Origin of the sequence: Mesorhizobium sp. M0518 (genome assembly GCF_040321125.1) — a bacterium.
GTDB lineage: Bacteria > Pseudomonadota > Alphaproteobacteria > Rhizobiales > Rhizobiaceae > Mesorhizobium.
The window spans coordinates 180,708-197,823 of sequence record NZ_JAMYQY010000007.1 but is presented as its reverse complement, the minus strand read 5'-3'; the positions used below and the strand labels follow the sequence as shown (position 1 = coordinate 197,823).

17 protein-coding genes are annotated in these 17,116 nt (G+C 63.3%); 9 read left to right on the top strand and 8 right to left on the bottom strand.

The genetic code is table 11. The features are described 5' to 3' along the window. A complete protein-coding gene (locus NKI66_RS12720; protein ID WP_023811667.1) occupies positions 1-633 on the bottom strand; it encodes a class I SAM-dependent DNA methyltransferase in 633 nt (210 codons plus the stop codon). A gap of 101 nt (positions 634-734) precedes the next feature. Here NKI66_RS12720 and NKI66_RS12715 point away from each other — a divergent pair, with 101 nt between their 5' ends. Then, a complete protein-coding gene (locus NKI66_RS12715; RefSeq protein WP_023811666.1) occupies positions 735-1,637 on the top strand; it encodes a phosphotransferase family protein in 903 nt (300 codons plus the stop codon). Between the two features lie 5 nt (positions 1,638-1,642). Here NKI66_RS12715 and NKI66_RS12710 read toward each other — a convergent pair whose 3' ends face one another. Together NKI66_RS12710 and NKI66_RS12705 are read right to left on the bottom strand one after the other, a co-directional pair. Further along, entirely contained in the window at positions 1,643-2,566 is a 924-nt protein-coding gene (locus tag NKI66_RS12710; protein ID WP_023811665.1) for a DMT family transporter, read from the bottom strand. Between the two features lie 106 nt (positions 2,567-2,672). Next, complete coding sequence (locus NKI66_RS12705) at positions 2,673-3,953, bottom strand: amidohydrolase family protein (RefSeq protein ID WP_023811664.1); 1,281 nt, start codon at positions 3,951-3,953, stop codon at positions 2,673-2,675. 169 nt (positions 3,954-4,122) lie between these two features. Between NKI66_RS12705 and NKI66_RS12700 the strand changes: the two genes are divergently transcribed. After that, the gene (locus NKI66_RS12700) at positions 4,123-5,877 is read left to right on the top strand and encodes an ABC transporter ATP-binding protein (protein WP_023811663.1); all 1,755 of its coding nucleotides are present in this window, start codon (positions 4,123-4,125) and stop codon (positions 5,875-5,877) included. Positions 5,878-6,036: 159 nt separating this feature from the next. Here the strand turns inward: NKI66_RS12700 and ilvD are convergent, their stop codons facing one another. Beyond that, positions 6,037-7,881, bottom strand: coding sequence for a dihydroxy-acid dehydratase (ilvD, locus tag NKI66_RS12695; protein WP_023811662.1), 1,845 nt, complete (start codon positions 7,879-7,881; stop codon positions 6,037-6,039). Between the two features lie 197 nt (positions 7,882-8,078). Between ilvD and NKI66_RS12690 the strand changes: the two genes are divergently transcribed. The 3 genes from NKI66_RS12690 to NKI66_RS12680 all read left to right on the top strand — a co-directional run bounded on the left by NKI66_RS12690 (position 8,079) and on the right by NKI66_RS12680 (position 9,527). Continuing rightward, a complete protein-coding gene (locus NKI66_RS12690) occupies positions 8,079-8,423 on the top strand; it encodes an ArsR/SmtB family transcription factor (protein WP_023811661.1) in 345 nt (114 codons plus the stop codon). Positions 8,424-8,495: 72 nt separating this feature from the next. Further along, complete coding sequence (locus NKI66_RS12685) at positions 8,496-9,023, top strand: SRPBCC family protein (protein ID WP_245273228.1); 528 nt, start codon at positions 8,496-8,498, stop codon at positions 9,021-9,023. Between the two features lie 33 nt (positions 9,024-9,056). Next, positions 9,057-9,527 (top strand): VOC family protein, encoded by a 471-nt coding sequence (locus tag NKI66_RS12680; RefSeq protein ID WP_023811659.1) that lies wholly within the window; start codon positions 9,057-9,059, stop codon positions 9,525-9,527. An 83-nt stretch (positions 9,528-9,610) separates the two neighbouring features. On the opposite strand, the gene NKI66_RS12675 is transcribed toward NKI66_RS12680, so the two are convergent. Then, positions 9,611-11,203, bottom strand: a complete 1,593-nt coding sequence (locus NKI66_RS12675) for a peptide chain release factor 3 (RefSeq protein ID WP_023811658.1) — start codon at positions 11,201-11,203, stop codon at positions 9,611-9,613. A gap of 236 nt (positions 11,204-11,439) precedes the next feature. Between NKI66_RS12675 and NKI66_RS12670 the strand changes: the two genes are divergently transcribed. After that, complete coding sequence (locus NKI66_RS12670; protein WP_128304827.1) at positions 11,440-12,513, top strand: NAD(P)/FAD-dependent oxidoreductase; 1,074 nt, start codon at positions 11,440-11,442, stop codon at positions 12,511-12,513. Here the strand turns inward: NKI66_RS12670 and NKI66_RS12665 are convergent. The 3 genes from NKI66_RS12665 to NKI66_RS12655 all read right to left on the bottom strand — a co-directional run bounded on the left by NKI66_RS12665 (position 12,507) and on the right by NKI66_RS12655 (position 15,272). Further along, entirely contained in the window at positions 12,507-13,880 is a 1,374-nt protein-coding gene (locus tag NKI66_RS12665; protein ID WP_023811656.1) for an amidase, read from the bottom strand. The two genes, NKI66_RS12670 and NKI66_RS12665, sit on opposite strands and share 7 nt — an antisense overlap. A gap of 327 nt (positions 13,881-14,207) precedes the next feature. Continuing rightward, the gene (locus NKI66_RS12660; RefSeq protein WP_023811655.1) at positions 14,208-15,008 is read right to left on the bottom strand and encodes a class II glutamine amidotransferase; all 801 of its coding nucleotides are present in this window, start codon (positions 15,006-15,008) and stop codon (positions 14,208-14,210) included. 15 nt (positions 15,009-15,023) lie between these two features. Continuing rightward, positions 15,024-15,272, bottom strand: a complete 249-nt coding sequence (locus NKI66_RS12655; protein ID WP_023811654.1) for a DUF6356 family protein — start codon at positions 15,270-15,272, stop codon at positions 15,024-15,026. A 114-nt stretch (positions 15,273-15,386) separates the two neighbouring features. Here NKI66_RS12655 and NKI66_RS12650 point away from each other — a divergent pair, with 114 nt between their 5' ends. The 3 genes from NKI66_RS12650 to NKI66_RS12640 all read left to right on the top strand — a co-directional run bounded on the left by NKI66_RS12650 (position 15,387) and on the right by NKI66_RS12640 (position 17,091). Continuing rightward, the gene (locus tag NKI66_RS12650; RefSeq protein ID WP_023811653.1) at positions 15,387-15,857 is read left to right on the top strand and encodes an Lrp/AsnC family transcriptional regulator; all 471 of its coding nucleotides are present in this window, start codon (positions 15,387-15,389) and stop codon (positions 15,855-15,857) included. Positions 15,858-15,943: 86 nt separating this feature from the next. Next, positions 15,944-16,429: a dUTP diphosphatase gene (dut, locus tag NKI66_RS12645; RefSeq protein ID WP_023811652.1), complete on the top strand. Its 486-nt coding sequence runs from the start codon at positions 15,944-15,946 to the stop codon at positions 16,427-16,429. Continuing rightward, on the top strand, positions 16,429-17,091 hold the full coding sequence (locus NKI66_RS12640) for an HAD family hydrolase (protein WP_023811651.1): 663 nt from the start codon (positions 16,429-16,431) through the stop codon (positions 17,089-17,091). The genes dut and NKI66_RS12640 overlap by 1 nt, the downstream gene beginning before the upstream one ends. Positions 17,092-17,116 lie beyond the last annotated feature (25 nt).

Genomic DNA, 17,116 nt, shown 5'->3' with positions numbered 1-17,116 from the left:
TCAAATAACGCGCAAAGCGAGGCCGCGGCTTGGTACCGTGTCGGCCTCGCCGGGCATCGAGACGTAAGGACGCGTTTCCTCGACGCGGGTGACGAGGCCTTGCGCCTCGATCTCGCCGACACGCGTGGCAAAGCCGGCATCCCACAGCGTGTTCTTGACCGTCAGCACGATCACGCCGCCCGGGCGGCAGATGCGGATTAGCTCGTCCAGCCCCTCGACGCCGACATGGCCCGAGGTGAAGACGCCGGCCGAGATGATCCCGGCATAGGCATCATCGGCAAAGGGCAGATGACCGCCGAGCGCCAGGCAATGGAGCGCGGAATAGACGCCCTTGCGGGCCGCCTGATCCAGCATGCCTTGTGAAATATCGAGTGCCTCGACTTGCGGGTAACCAGCAATATCAAGCCATTCGCCGATGAGCCCGGTGCCGGCCCCGGCATCGAGCAGCGGTGCTGAACCGCGCGGCAGATGGCGGGCCAGCAAGGCAAGGCAGATCGTCGGATGGCGATAGCCGGCGGCCGACATGTCGGCGTCATAGGTTTCCGACCAGCGATCATAGAGTGCGGCCACCTCTTCGGGCCGCTTTGCCGCGTAGGCCGCGCCGAGCGCGCCATGATGTTTGCTGTCCGCCACTTTTATCCAGTCCGCCAATTTTTGATCTCGCAGTGATGATAGCCAAAGCGCGAAAATTGTGGAACCGTCGCTGCGACAAATAACGGCGTGGGGGCGCAGGCATGGTGACTGACGAGGCGCGTGCGGCACTGGACGCCATTCCCATGCTGGCCGGCTACAGCGGGCCGCTGGAACGGCTGGGCGGCCTCACCAACCTCGTCTTCAAGGCCGGCGACTTCTGCCTGCGCATTCCCGGCAAGGGCACCGAGGAATACATCAACCGGGCCAACGAAGCAGTGGCTGCACGCGAAGCGGCAAAGGCAGGGGTCAGTCCCGAGGTGCTGCATGTCGACCCCGGCACCGGGGTGATGGTGACACGCTACATCGCCGGCGCCGAAACGATGTCGCCGGAGAAATTCCGGACACGTCCGGGCAGTCCGGCCCGCGCCGGCGAGGCCTTTCGCAAGCTGCACGATTCAGGCGCGGTGTTTCCCTTCCGCTTCGAATTGTTCGCGATGATCGACGATTACCTCAAGGTGCTGTCCACCAAGGAGGTCGCCCTGCCCGCCGGTTATCATGACGTGGTGCGCGACGCCGAGAGCGTGCGCTCGGCGCTGGCCGCCTATCCGCTGCCGCTCGTTGCCTGCCACTGCGATCCGCTGTGCGAGAACTTTCTCGATACCGGCGAGCGGATGTGGATCGTCGACTGGGAGTATTCGGGCATGAATGACCCACTCTGGGACCTTGGCGACCTCAGCGTGGAAGGCAAATTCGACACGGGGCAGGATGAGGAGATGATGCGCGCCTATTTCGGCGGCGAGGCCAAGCCGGCGGAGCGCGGCCGCATCGTCATCTACAAGGCGATGTGCGACCTGTTGTGGACGCTGTGGGGGCTGATCCAGCTCGCCAACAACAATCCGGTCGATGATTTTCGCGCCTATGCCGACGGTCGGTTCGCGCGCTGCAAGGCGCTGATGGAGACGACGGAGTTTTCACGGCACCTGGCGGCGATACGTCAGGGCTGAGCCTACTAATTCACGCCCTTCGGCACGTTTTCGGGCGGCACCGCAGTCTCGACCACTTTCTGGCGGTGGAAGATGAACAGGCCGGCCAGAACGACGATGCCCGAGCCGATCAGTATGCGCGGGCCTGGCACGTCGCCGAAGAATGCCAGTCCGAACACCACCGCCCACAGCAGCAGCGTGTAGTGCAGCGGCGCCAATGTCGAAGCCGGCGCCAGCTTGAGCGCCCTGGTGATCATCAGATGCGCGCCGCAGGAGACGATGCCGAGCAGCAGCATGGCGCCGAGATCGAGCGCCGACGGCGTCTGCCAGGCGCCGATGGTCAGCACACCCCCGACCAGCAGCGTGCCGATAGTCTGCCATGTCACCAGATTGGTGTCGCTGGTGCCGCGCAGCCGGCGGTTGAGGATGATGGCGAAGGCGAAGGAGATGCTGCCCACCAGCGCAAAGCCCGACGACAGCGAGAACGCCGCCGAGGACGGTTTCAGCATGATCAAAACGCCGCAGAAGCCGAGCAGGATCGCCATCCAGCGGCGCCAACCGACCTTTTCGCCAAGCAAGAGGTGCGAGAGCGCCGCAACGTAGATCGGCCCGGCCATGTAGAAACTCATGACATCGGCAAGCGGCAGATAGACCACGGCGGCATAAAAGAGCGCGGTGTCGAGCGTGGTCATGACAACGCGCAGCAGCTGCAGCTCCAAGCGCTCCATGCGAAACAGCTTGGCCGTGCCTTGATGGGCAATCATCGGGCCAAGCACGAAAAAGGCGCCGATGGAGCGGATCAGCACCACCTGACCGACGGAGAAGCTGGCGACCAGCCACTTGCCCATGGCGTCGTTCAGCGCAAACAGGAAGTCGCCGGCCAGCATCAGCAGAATGCCGGCCAGAAGCACATTCCTGATCGTCGAATTCTGCGCCACGGGCTGCGTCATGCCGATCCCGATTCCTCCCTAGTAAGCCGCGTCGTAGACGGAAGCGGCGGCTTTGACGAGGAGAATTCGGGCAATGGGTAAGACCAGCGCCAGGAATCGGCTGTATCTAGCTGGATATGTGCCGCCGGTTCACCATTCCCGGCCTTCCGTCGATGGACAGCCTGGTTTCCTGCTTCGTCCGCTCCGCCACCACCTTGCCCCTGGCGATGACGCACAGGCGCTCGGCGCGCAAGCGCAGGGCTTCGACCGGATTGCCGGCATCGAGGACGACAAGGCTGGCGCGCTTGCCGACCGCCAGGCCGAGATGATCGAGGCCCATGATCGCGGCATTGACGTTGGTGACCATGTCGAAGCAGCGCGCCATCTCGGCCGGGCTCGACATCTGAGCAACGTGCAGACCCATGAAGGCGACATCGAGCATGTCGGCGGTGCCAAGCGAATACCAGGGATCGAGCACGCAATCCTGGCCCCAGCCGACGCGAATGCCGAGCGCCAGCATCTCCTTGACCCGAGTCAGGCCGCGGCGCTTCGGGAAGGTGTCGTGGCGGCCCTGCAGCATGATGTTGATCAGCGGATTGGGAATGACCGAGACGCCGGCCTCGGCGATCAGCGGCAGCAGCTTCGAGACGTAGTAATTGTCCATCGAATGCATCGATGTGAGATGCGAGCCGGCCACCCTGTTTTGCAGACCAAGGCGCTGCGTCTCATAGGCAAGCTGTTCGATGTGACGCGACAGCGGGTCGTCGGTCTCGTCGCAATGCAGGTCGACCATCAGGCCGCGCCTGGCCGCGATCTCGCACAGCTCCGTTACCGAGCGCGTGCCGTCGGCCATGGTGCGCTCGAAATGCGGGATGCCGCCGACAATGTCGACGCCCATGTCGAGCGCGCGAATGGTGTTTTCACGCGCAGATGGAGCGCGATAAAACCCGTCCTGCGGGAAAGCGACCAGTTGCAGGTCGATATAGGGAGCGACCGTCTTCTTGACCTCGAGCAGCGCCTCGACCGCCAGCAGCCTGTCATCGCAGACATCGACATGGGTGCGGATGGCGAGCAGGCCCATCGACACCGCCCAGTCGCAATAGGCCAATGCGCGATCACGCACCGCCTCATGCGTCAAAAGCGGCTTCAACTCGCCCCATAGCGAAATGCCTTCGAGCAGCGTACCCGACGCGTTGATGCGTGGAATGCCGTATGAGAGCGTCGCGTCCATGTGGAAATGCGGATCGACGAAGGGCGGCGAGACCAGATTGCCGCGGGCGTCGACCTCGGTTCGCGCGGAACCCTGCATAATGGGCTCGATCGCCGCGATCGTCTCGCCGCTGATGCCTATGTCGGCAACCCTGCCATCAGGCAGCGTGCCGCCGCGAACGATAAGGTCGAAATCCATCTGTCGTCATCCCGTCAAAAGAATCATCTGATATAGCCGAGGCTGAAAATCGCATCCCGTCGATGCCGCTTGCAACAGCGGTTTGTCCGCGGCGGCCGCGGATGGTTCCATCCGGCCGCAACTCCCTCTATAAGCCGCCTTCGTTGTCCCGGTTTCAAGGATCCGCCGTTTGTTTCGTTTCTTCCGCTCGACGGAAAACCAGCGCCTCGTTGCGAGGTTGATCCGGGAATCCTTTTATCAGCACAGGTTTGGCTACGGCGCCGCGATCTTGTCGATGCTTGTGGTGGCCGCCACGACCGGCGCCAGCGCCTGGATTCTCAAAGAGATCACCGACGAATTCGTGGTCTTCAAGCGGATTGACCGCGTCAACCTGATTGCGGCGGGGGTCGCCACGATCTTCATTCTCAAGGGTCTCGCCAACTTCATCCAGGCTTATTTCATGAGCCGGGTCGGCAACGCCATCATCGCCGATCGCCAGCGCAAGATCTACGATCGAATCCTGGCGCAAGGCATCGAATTCTACCATTCGACCTCCTCGTCCGACCTGATCACACGCATGACCAACAATGCGCAGGCGGCGCGCAACGTGCTCGACCTCGTTGTCACGTCCTATGTGCGCGACCTGTTGTCGCTGGTTGTGCTGGTAGGAGTCATGGTCTGGCAGCAGCCAGCCTTGTCTATAATCTGCTTCGTCGTCGGCCCCTTGGCTATCTACGGGGTCAACCGCATCCTCAAACGTGTTCGCAAGTTCGCCGCGATGGAGTTTCGCTCGGTCGGCCAGATCGTGCAGGTGATGCAGGAAACGGCAATCGGCGTCCGCGTCGTCAAATCCTTCAACCTCGAAGGCGCAATGCGCAACCGCATGTACAAGGCTGTGTCGGACGTCGAGAACCGGGCCAACAACATCGCGACGCTGGAGGCTGCGACAAGCCCGGTGATGGAGACGCTGGCCGGGCTGGCAATTGCCGGGGCCATCTTCGTCAGCGGCTTCCTGGTCTTGCAGGGCGGCCAGATGCCGGGAAACATCATGGCCTTCATCGGGGCGCTGCTGTTTGCCTATGAGCCGGCAAAGCGCCTTGCGCGCGTGCGCATATCGCTGGAAAGCGGTATTGTCGGCGTGCGCATGATGTTCGAGCTCGCCGACCAGCCGCTGACTCTGGTGGAGAAGCCCGACGCGAAGCCGCTTCTGGCCGGACCGGGCGAGATCCGGTTCGACGCCGTCGACTTCGCTTATCAGAACGGGCCGCCGGTGCTGGACAGATTCGATCTGACGCTTGCGCCCGGCAAGATGACGGCGCTGGTCGGGCCTTCCGGCGGCGGCAAGTCGACGATTCTAAACCTGATCATGCGCATGTACGACCCGAAGAGCGGCAAGGTGCTGTTCGACGGCCAGGACATTTCCCATGCGACGCTGGCGTCGCTGCGGGAAAAGATCGCCTATGTCAGCCAGGATACGTTCCTGTTTGCCGGCACCATCATGCACAACATCCGGCTTGGGCGCGAGGGTGCGACCGACCAAGAGGTGATCGCCGCCGCCAAGGCGGCCAACGCCCATGACTTCATCAGCGCGCAGGCGAAAGGCTACGAGACGGATGTCGGCGAGAATGGCGGCCTGCTATCGGGCGGCCAACGCCAACGGATCTCGATAGCACGCGCCATGCTGCGCAATGCCGAGATCCTGCTTCTGGACGAAGCGACCAGCGCGCTCGACGCCGAATCTGAAGCGCTGTTCCGAGACGCGCTGCAGCAATTGACGGAAGGCCGCACGACGGTCGTTATCGCGCACCGTCTGTCAACCGTGCACCAGGCAGACACGATCGTGGTGCTCGAAGCCGGCAAGGTGGTGGAAAGCGGCCCGCACAAGACCTTGCTCAAGCAGGGCGGGCTTTACCAGAAGCTTTATGAGTATCAGTTGATGCCGTGATGGTGTTCCGGATGTTGGAGCCAGCCCCCCTTATCCGGCCCTTCGGGCCACCTTCTCCCCGAGGGGAGAAGAGATCGTCAGCGCCGGCGCCAGCCTCTTCTCCCCTGCGGGGAGAAGGTGGCCGCGTAGCGGCCGGATGAGGGGGCCTGGGCGCGAACCTTATTCCGGCACAAACCTGACCGCGCCCTTGGCCGCGCTGGTCGCCATCGCGGCATAGGCGCGTAAGGCGGTCGTCACCTTGCGCTTGCGCTTTTCCTCGGGCTTCCAGGCCAGGGCGCCCCTGGCCTCCATAGCAGCACGGCGCGCTGCCAGTTCGGCATCGTCGACAGCCAGGCGGATGCTGCGGTTGGGGATGTCGATCTCGATCGTATCGCCCTCCTGCACGAGCCCGATCAGCCCGCCTTCGGCGGCTTCCGGCGATGCGTGGCCGATCGACAGGCCCGAGGTGCCGCCGGAGAAGCGGCCGTCGGTGACCAGAGCGCAGGCCTTGCCGAGCCCTTTCGACTTCAGATAGCTGGTTGGATAAAGCATTTCCTGCATGCCTGGGCCGCCGCGCGGCCCTTCATAGCGGATGACGACCACATCGCCGGCCTTGATCTCGTTCGACAGGATCGCCTTGACGCTGGAATCCTGGCTTTCGAACACGCGGGCCGGGCCGGTGAACTTCAGGATCGATTCATCGACGCCGGCCGTCTTCACGATGCAGCCGTCGAGCGCCAGATTGCCTTTCAGCACGGCGAGGCCGCCATCCTTGGAAAAGGGATGTTCGGTCGAGCGGATGACGCCTTTCTCGCGGTCGAGATCGAGTTCGTCCCAGCGGCGGTCCTGGCTGAAAGCGACCTGTGTCGGCACGCCACCAGGGGCGGCGAGGAAGAAATCGCGCACACTCTGGCTGGTCGTGCGAGAAATATCCCAATGGTCGAGCGCTTCGCCCAGCGTTCGCGTGTGCACCGTCGGCAGGTCGCGGTTGAGCAGGCCGGCATTGTCGAGCTGGCCGAGGATGGCCATGATGCCGCCGGCGCGGTGGACGTCTTCCATGTGCACGTCGGACTTGGCTGGAGCAACCTTGCACAGCACCGGCACCTTGCGCGACAGCGCGTCGATGTCGTCCTGATCGAAATCAATCTCGCCCTCATGCGCGGCAGCCAGGATGTGCAGCACGGTGTTGGTCGAGCCGCCCATGGCGATGTCGAGCGTCATAGCGTTCTCGAAGGCGCCCTTCGAGGCGATGTTGCGCGGCAGCGCGGTTTCGTCGTCCTGCTCGTAATAGCGCTGAGCGAGATCGACGATCAAGTGGCCGGCCTCGACGAACAGCCGCTTGCGGTCGGCGTGGGTAGCCAGCGTCGAGCCATTGCCCGGCAACGAAAGGCCCAGCGCCTCGGTCAAGCAATTCATCGAATTGGCGGTGAACATGCCCGAGCAGGAGCCGCAGGTCGGGCAGGCCGAGCGCTCGATGACCTTGACGTCCTCGTCGGAAATTCGGTCGTCGGCGGCCGCGACCATGGCATCGACCAGGTCGAGCGCCTGCGTCTTGCCGGCCAGAACCACCTTGCCGGCTTCCATCGGACCGCCGGAAACGAAGACGGTCGGGATGTTGAGGCGCAACGAGGCCATCAGCATGCCGGGCGTGATCTTGTCGCAATTGGAGATGCAGACCATGGCGTCGGCACAGTGAGCGTTGACCATGTACTCGACCGAGTCGGCGATCAATTCGCGCGACGGCAGCGAATAGAGCATGCCGTCATGGCCCATGGCGATGCCGTCGTCGACGGCGATGGTGTTGAATTCCTTGGCGACGCCGCCGGCCTTCTCGATCTCGCGCGCGACCAACTGGCCGAGATCCTTGAGATGGACATGGCCCGGCACGAACTGGGTGAAGGAGTTGACCACCGCGATGATCGGCTTGCCGAAATCCGAGTCCTTCATGCCGGTGGCGCGCCAGAGGCCGCGAGCGCCGGCCATGTTGCGGCCATGGGTGGTGGTGCGGGAGCGATAGGCAGGCATGTTTTTTCCTTGGTGGCTGGCCACAGCCAGGCATGGCGCGGCGGAGCTGAATTCGGACCGCAGGCGTTATAGACGCGCAAGCCCGGTCTGGCCACAATTTTGCAATGCGCCAGAACGCAAGGCGCAACTTGGTTGACGAGGATCATTCATCTGTATATAGCCAAATGGGTATATACCTTATTGGCTATGGATGACAGATGAACCAGCTGGACGCTATCTTTGCCGCGCTCGCCGATCCAACACGGCGCGCCATCCTTGCGCGGCTCATCCAGGGCGAAGCTTCGGTCATGGAGCTCGCCGAACCCTTCGCGATGAGCCAACCGTCTATTTCCAAGCATCTCAAGGTGCTGGAAAACGCTGGGCTGATCTCTCGTGGCCGCGACGCGCAGCGCCGGCCATGCCGGCTGGAAGCCGAGCCGCTAGCCGAGGCCAATGACTGGCTGGAGCGTTATCGCAAAATCTGGGAAGGCAATTTCCAGCGCCTCGACGCCCTGTTGGGCGCCATGCAAGCCGAAAAAGCTCCCGGCGAGGCAGACCAATAGCCGGAAAAAATCGGGACCTGTGTCGGATCGCCGGCCGGCCGGCCGTCCTTGGACAACATAAGGAGGATCATCGTGAGCACCACAATTCTTCCCGGCTCAACCGTCGCCACCTTGACAGTGACCACGCCCAGCGACCGTGAGATCCAGATCACCCGCCTCTTCGCGGCGCCACGGCCGATGGTCTTCGACTGCTGGACGGTGCCGGAGCTGCTGAAGGGCTGGCTGCACGGCCCGGACGGCTGGCGTCTGACGGTCTGCGAGATCGACCTCAGAGTCGGCGGCGCGACGCGTTATGTCTGGCAGCACCGCGACGGTCGCAGTATGGGTATGAGCGGCGCCTATCGCGAAATCGTACGGCCGAGCCGGATCGTCGCAACCGAACTGTTCGACGAGGACTGGACCGGTGGCGAAACGATCGGAACGGTGACCTTTACCGATCAGACCGGCAAAACCCTTTTAACGCAGACGGTGCTCTACGCTTCGCAAACAGCCCGTGACGGCGCTCTCGGCACCGGCATGACCAGCGGCATGGCCAACAGCTACGCCCAGCTCGACGCCTATCTTTTTTCACTCCAGGACGCCGCTAAGGGCGCCGCCTGACCCTTCCCCAAAGAAATGCCAAGGAGACAGACAATGCAAAAGATCACCACCTCCCTGTGGTTCGACGGCCAGGCCGAAGAGGCCATGAACCACTACGTATCGATCTTCAAGAATTCCAAGGTGTTGAGCGTCACGCGCTGGCCACAGGGCCACGCCCAGGAAGGCAAGGTGTTGGTGGCCTCATTCGAACTCGACGGCGTGCAGTTCCAGGCGCTCAATGGCGGCCCCCAATACAAATTCACAGAGGCCATGTCGCTGTCGATCGACTGCAAGACGCAGGCTGAAGTCGACCATTTCTGGAGCAAACTCACCGAAGGCGGTGGCGAACCCGGCCGTTGCAGCTGGCTGAAGGACAGATTCGGCGTTTCCTGGCAGGTCGTGCCGGAGCAATTGCCCAGGCTGCTCGGGGATGCGGACCGGGCGAAGGCCGGCCGGGTGATGTCGGCGATGATGCAGATGGGCAAGATCGACATCGCCAAGATCGAAGAAGCGGCCAAAGGCTGAGCGAAACCTTCAACGCTGGCGCCGCCCTCATCCGCCCTTCGGGCATCTTCTCCCCGTAAACGGGGAGAAGGAAAAAGCGCGACTTACGCCGCCTTGTCGCGGACCTGATAATCCTTGATCGTGGCAAACTTGATCGCCTTCCAGCGTTCCGCTTCGTAGTTCAGCGAAAAGGCGTGCTGGGCCAGGAACACCGGATCGTTGTCGAGGTCGCGGGCGATGTCGCCGCGATGCGCCTCGATGAAGCGCAGGACCTCGGCCTTGTCGTCGGCCGAGATCCAGCGGCAGACCGAAAACCGCGACATCTCGAATTCGACCGGCAGCGTGTATTCGAAGTTCAGCCGCTCCTTCAACACGTCGAGCTGCAGGGCGCCGACGACGCCGACGATGGCAGGCGAGCCGTCCTCCGGCGAAAACAGCTGCACGACGCCCTCTTCGGCCATCTGGTGCAGCGCTTCCTTGAGTTTTTTCGCTTTCATCGCGTCGCCGAGGCGAACGCGGCGCAGGATTTCCGGTGCGAAATTCGGCACGCCGCGGAACAGGATTTCCTCGCCCTCGGTCAGCGTATCGCCAATACGCAGCGTGCCGTGGTTGGGAATGCCGACGACATCGCCGGCGAACGCCTCGTCGGCGGTGACGCGGGTGCGGGCAAAGAAGAATTGCGGCGCCGACAGCGACATAGGCTTTCCCGTACGCACCAGCTTGGCCTTCATGCCGCGCTCGAGCTTGCCCGAACAGACGCGGACGAAGGCAATGCGGTCGCGGTGGTTGGGATCCATGTTGGCCTGGATCTTGAAGACGAAGGACGTCATCTTCTCCTCGGTTGCCTCGACCTTGCGGGTGTCGGCCTCCTGCGCGCGCGGCGGCGGTCCAAAAGCGCCAAGCGCCTCGATCAGGTCGCGCACGCCATAATTGCGCAGCGCCGAGCCGAAATAGACCGGCGTCAGATGGCCCTCTCGGAAGGCTTCTATATCAAGGGGTCTGCACGCTTCCCGCGCGAGCTCCAGTTCCTCGATGAAGGCTTCGCGTTCGTTTTCTGGCAAAAGGCCAGCAACGCGGTTGGAATCGGGACCATTAACCGGCGTGCGTTCTTTCTCCGCGTCGCCCCTGCGCACGGCATTCAGCGCCAGATGATAGGTGCCGGCAAAATTCTTGCCGCGGCCGATCGGCCAGGTGACGGGGGCAGTATCCAGCGCCAGCTTCTGCTCGATCTCGTCCAAAATCTCGAACGGATCGCGGCTTTCGCGGTCCATCTTGTTGATGAAGGTGATGATCGGAATGTCGCGCAGCCGGCAGACTTCGAACAGCTTCAGTGTGCGCGGCTCGATGCCCTTGGCGGCATCGATGACCATGACCGCCGAGTCGACCGCCGACAGCGTGCGGTAGGTGTCGTCGGCGAAATCCTCGTGGCCGGGCGTGTCGAGCAGGTTGAAGACATTGTCTTCATACTCGAAGGTCATCACCGAGGTGACGACCGAGATGCCGCGCTCACGCTCGATCTTCATCCAGTCGGAGCGGGTCTGGATCTTGTCCTTCTTGGCTTTGACCTCGCCGGCAAGCTGGATAGCGCCGCCGAACAGCAGCAGCTTTTCGGTGAGCGTCGTCTTGCCGGCGTCCGGGTGCGCGATGATCGCGAAGGTGCGGCGGCGCGCCACTTCTTCTTCTATTGCTTCGGGCATTCTCTGGGATTTCCGTGTGACAGGCCGGGCTTCTAGCAGCGCAGTGCCGGGCTGTCGACCGGTCCGGCGGCTCGGAAGCTGCTGATCGCCGCCTCACCGTCAGAGCATACAGCTCAGCCGTGCTGTGGCTCCGGCCAGTGCATTGCCGCATATTTTGCGCTGCGCAATGTTGGCAAGCGGCTGCCGGGATGGCACTGGACGAACATCCCTCCGGATGGCGAGGCAGAGGAGCAAGCATGACTGCGGCGAAACAAGTGATCGTCATCGGCGCCGGCATCATCGGCGCCTCCATCGCCTGGCATCTGAGCAAGGCGGGAGCACAGGTCACGGTCATTTCCGACAGCCCCGTCGGTGGAATCGCCACCCCAAACTCGTTTGCCTGGATCAATGCCAGCTGGGGCAATCCGGAGCCCTATTTCCGGCTGCGCACCCGCGCGATGGCCGAATGGTCGCGGCTGGCGCAGGACCTACCCGGCCTGCCGCTCAGCTGGTGCGGTGGCCTGTGCTGGGATCTGTCGGCCACCGACATGGAAATCTACGCCACGGAGCATTCCGCCTGGGGCTACGGCATCGAACGCGTCGACCGCGCCGGTGCCGCGCGCATCGAGCCCAATCTCGCCGAGCTTCCCGACTTTGCCCTGCATGTGGCTGAGGAAGGTGTCGCAGAGCCCGTGGCCGCCGCCCATGCCCTATTGGCAGACGCGAAGCGACATGGCGCGAAGACCATCTCCAGCACGGTGACGGCCCTGGTCCAGACCGGCGGCAGGATCACCGGTGTCGACACTTCGCACGGATTGATTGCATCAGACGAGGTGGTGGTCGCGGCCGGCGTCGGCTCGCCGGAGATCGCCGCGACCGCCGGGATCAACCTGCCGATCGAAACGCCGCCCGGCCTGATCGTCCACTCACGGCCTTACAAAAAGCTGCTCAACGGTCTGGTTCTGGCCGAGCGGCTGCACATGCGCCAGACGGCGGAAGGCCGCATCATCGCCGGCTCGGATTTTGGCGGCGCCGATCCGGGTATGAATGCCGAAGCCACCGCCCACGCGCTGTTTGCGGCCATGAAGGCCATGCTGCGCGACAGCGACGGGTTGGAACTCGATTTCCACACGGTCGGCTACCGGCCGACGCCGATCGACGGCTTTCCGATCATCGGCCGCGCGGTGGGCATGGACGGTGTCTATGTCGCGGTCATGCATTCCGGCATCACGCTGGCGCCGGCCGTCGGCCTGTTCGCCACAAGGGAAATCCTCGACGGCGAGCGCGACCCCTTACTTGCCCCTTATGGATTGTCGCGCTTCGCTCAATAGGCGGGCGGACGGCGAAAGCCGCCGGTGAGTGGTTCGATTGCCTTGGCGATGCCGAGCAGCCGTGACTCCGACCAGCGTTTGCCGACCAGTTGCAGGCCGATCGGCAGGCCGGTGCTGTCCAGTCCGCACGGCATGGAAAGCGCTGGATGGCCGCTGTAGTTGAACACGGCGCCATAGGCCGGCAGCATCCAGTAGCTCTGCTCCTTGCCGTCGACCTTGATCGGCGTGCCCGGCTCGCAATGCGGGAAGGCGGTGGTCATGGCGACCGGGCAGATCAACGCGTCGTAGGCCTCGAAAAACCGGTCCCAGGCGAGAATGGATTTGTCGCGGCGGGCGAGTGCCTCGAACCAGCGCGAGACCGGTGTCGGTTCCTCCGGCGGCTCAGGCTGAGCGGCCTCCAGCATCATGCCGATCAGCGCGCCGCCCTGCTCCAGATCGTCATGCAGGTCGAGTTTCGGCAGTTTTGCTTCTTCGACGACCGCTCCTGCGGATTGTAACTGCCTTGCGAGACTTTCGACCGCGGCGCTGACGTCGCCCGCCACTGGAAACCCGGGAAAGAACGGCGCGAAGGCAATGCGCAATGTCTTGAGGTCGAGGCTTGGCATATCCTCGACCGGCACCGGCGCAAGATCGGTGTCGCTTCCATTAGGACCGGCAATGATTTGATAGATCAGCGCCAAATCTTCCACACTGCGCGCCAGCGGCCCAAGGCAGGACATCAGCCGCACGCTGCGCGCAGTACCGCCGGGATCGGGAAAGACGCCGGCCAGCGAGACGCGGTGCTCCGTCGGCTTCAGGCCATAGACACCGCAGAAACTGGCCGGCAGCCGGATTGAGTCCTGCATGTCGGTGCCGACATCGAACGGCGTCATCCCCGAGCAAAGTGCAGCCGCCGCGCCGCCGCTGGAACCGCCCGCCGTGCGCTGGAGATTCCAGGGATTGCTGGTGCGACCAAACAGCGGATTGTTCGACTGCCAGTCCGAAAGCATGGTCGCGACATTGGTCTTGGCCATCAGCACGCCGCCAGCCGCACGCAAGCGGGCGACGACCGGACTGTCCTGTTTGGCGACATAGTCGGCAAAGGGCGGAAAGCCGACCGTGGTCTTCATGCCGGATGTATCGTGCATGTCCTTCAGCGTGAACGGTACGCCGTGCAGCGGGCCGAGGGCCTCGCCGCGCGCCTGGGCCGCGTCGGCCTTCTTGGCGCACTCGCGAGCCCCTTCCCTGTCGAGCGAGATGACGGCGTTGACCGCATCGTTGTGCGCATCGATCTGCGCCAGATGCGCGTCGAGTGCCTCGACGGCGGAGATCTTCCGCGCGGCGATGGCAGTGGCCAGCTCGATGGTTGAGGAAAAGACGAGGTCCATTGACAATGCTCCGGCTTGGCCGCGTTCGCCTGATCGGATGGCGGACAGCGGCGCTGCTTCAAATGGAGTTGAGCATTCGAGGATTGTCTGCGTTTGATCGAAATTGTGCAGACTGGACTGTCCAAGTCTGCACTCTACGGCGCCCCCTCTGTCCTGCCGGACATCTCCCCCCACAGGTGGGGAGATTGGATGTCACGACAGCTTTCGCCAATCTCGGACGTTGCAAGGAATAGCGCGGCAGTCGCAGGTGCCAATCTCCCCCCGTGTGGGGGAGATGTCCGGCAGGACAGAGGGGGGCTGTCCCGCGGCGTTGCCGCACTTTTGCAACTAGACGGCCAGTGCCAGCCTGGCCGATGCGGGTGCGAAAGGGCGAATGACCATGCCATCGCCAGTGATCGTCACAAAACTCGACGGCGGGATCGCCTGCCAGTCGCCGCCCTCGCGGTCGAAGGGCTCGGAAACGATGCAGCGGCCGCCGCCCTTGCGCAGGACAGACGTGTAGAGCGTCGGTGCGTGAGCGTCGGTGGCGTAGCGCACCGCATGCAGCGCCTGCCCGTCGGAGAAGGCGGCGGTGAGTTTCAGCGCCGGTTCGAGGCCGGCGCGGCGCGAGGCTTCGAGCACGCGGCTGGTGGCGCGGGAGACGGCGCCTTGCGGATCGCCGGTCAATCCCTCGTCGATCATCAGCAGGAAAAACAATTCGGAATCGGTGGTGCCTTCGCGCTGGTCGAAGACAGCGTCGGACAGCGAATTCTCCAGCGCGCGGCGGATTTTTTCGAAGCCGCCGATCTGGCCGTTGTGCATGAACGACCAAGAGCTGGAGATGAACGGATGGCAATTCATGCGGCTGGTGGCGCCGCCGGTGGACGCCCGCACATGGGCGAGGAACAGGCCGGATTTGATCTGCCGGCACAGGCTCTTCAGATTGGGATCCGACCATGCCGGCAGGATGTCTCGGTAGAGACCCGGCTCCGGGCGGTCGCCATACCAGGCAAGGCCAAAACCGTCACCATTGGTCGGCGATTTCGCTTCCTGGGCGCAATGGCTCTGGGCGATCAGCGAGTGACAGGGCGCGGTGAGCATGTCTTCGAGAAAGACTGCTTCACCGAGATAGGCCGCCCACCGGCACATCGCTTCTGTCGCCCTCTAGGCGCGATCCATAAGAGCCGCAGGCTCCTTGATCGCGTGTGTGCCTCTGTTGTGCGTCCGCTCGTAAAGCTCACGAACGATTCGGCTGGCGGTAGTCTCAAACAGAAATGGCAAGAAAGCGTGAACGAGCGCGGCGCCAGCCGCCATCAGCAGCCGCGACGAGAACCAGCCGGCAAAGGCCATATGAGTGAAATAGGTTTCGCCGACCTTGGCCGGATGAGAGGTGAAAATCCTTGCGACCGACATGCTGGTCCCCTTCAGCGCTTGAAGTTCCTGATATGAGTATCCTGACACGCTTCGCCGGTTCATCGGTCTCAAAATATCCTTGTATTTGACCCGTTGATGGGACAAACATCCCACATGGCGTTGGAAATCGACGAAATCGACCGGAAATTGCTTGCCGAATTGCAACGCGACGGCACGCTGTCGGTCGACCAGCTGTCGGAACGGGTGGCGCTGTCGCGCAATGCCTGCTGGCGCCGGGTGAAGCGGCTGGAGGAGGATGGCGTCATCACCGGCCGCGTGGCGCTGGTCGATGCCGAAAAGCTCGGACTTGGCCTTTCCGTCTTCATCCTGATCCGCACGTCCAACCACGACCCGGAGTGGCTGCAGAAATTCCGCGCGGCAGTGACCGGCTTTCCCGAGATCACCGGCGTCTACCGCATGTCGGGCGACCTCGACTATGTCTTGCGCGCCCGCGTCGCCGACGTGAAGGCCTATGACCGGCTCTACCAGCGGCTGATCGCCAAGGTGGCGCTGTCGGATGTGTCCGCGTCCTTCGTGATGGAGGAGATCAAGGAGACCACCGTCGTTCCGATGGAACTGCGCTGAGGTCACAGTGCCGCCCAAAAGAAAGCCGTTGATAGAATTACAGTCGAGTTGACCGAATCGCCGTTCGCGCCGATAGGATCGATTTTATGCGCGCAGCCCTTCAAACTCCCTCCGTCATCGGTCCGACCGTCGGCTTCGTCAGGTTGCCGCATGCTGAAGGACTTCCCCTCCCCGCCTATGAAAGCATCGGTGCCGCCGGCATGGATTTGCGCGCCGCGGTGCCCGACGACCGGCCGCTGCTGATCCTGCCCGGAAAACGCGCTTTGGTGCCGACCGGGCTGATCCTGGAGATTCCCGAGGGCATGGAAGGTCAGGTGCGGCCACGCTCCGGACTTGCTTTCAAGCACGGCCTGACCGTGCTCAACACGCCCGGCACCATCGACAGCGATTATCGCGGCGAGGTGAAGGTGCTGCTGATCAATCTCGGCGACGAGGATTTCGCGGTGACGCGCGGCATGCGCATCGCCCAGATCGTCTTCGCGGCGGTGACGCAGGCGGCCGTGGAAGAGCGCACTTTGGCCGGCGGCACGGCGCGTGGCTCGGGCGGGTTCGGATCGACCGGCACCGCCTGATGTCTGAACTGCCTAAACTTGTCATCTTCGACTGCGACGGCATCCTGGTCGATACAGAGAATTTGGCCAATCGGCGTCTCGCCGAATGGCTGACCGCTGCCGGCTATCCGACAAGCTTCGAATATTGCCGCAAGAATTTCTCCGGCCGCAGCATGGCGTCGGTGCAGAAAGAGATCGAAGCAGAGACCAGCGTCAGGCTCGGCGTCGATTTCGTCGATCGCTGGAACGCCGGCCTGCCGGATCTGTTTGCCCACGGCGTCGAAGCGATCCCCTACGTCCGCGAGTTCGTCGAAGCCGTGCGTTCAGCCGGTATCGCCTATTGCGTCGCCACTTCGGCCCGAGTGTCGAAGATGCACATCACGCTTGGCCAGACCGGGCTGTTGCCGCTGTTCGAACGCGCGATGTTTTCCTCGACCATGGTCAGCCGTGGCAAGCCGTTCCCGGACCTGTTCCTGCATGCGGCCAAGACCATGGGCTTCGCGCCCGCCGACTGCATCGTCATCGAGGACAGCGTCGCCGGCACGCAGGCCGGGATCGCCGCCGGCATGCGGGTGTTTTCCTATCATGCCGATCCCTATTCCGACCGCGCTGGCCTGATCCAGGCCGGCGGCATCCTGTTCGACGACATGCGCGAGCTGGCCGGGCTGGTGCCGATCCACTAAGCTGATCTTCAGCCCGCGGCTGTAC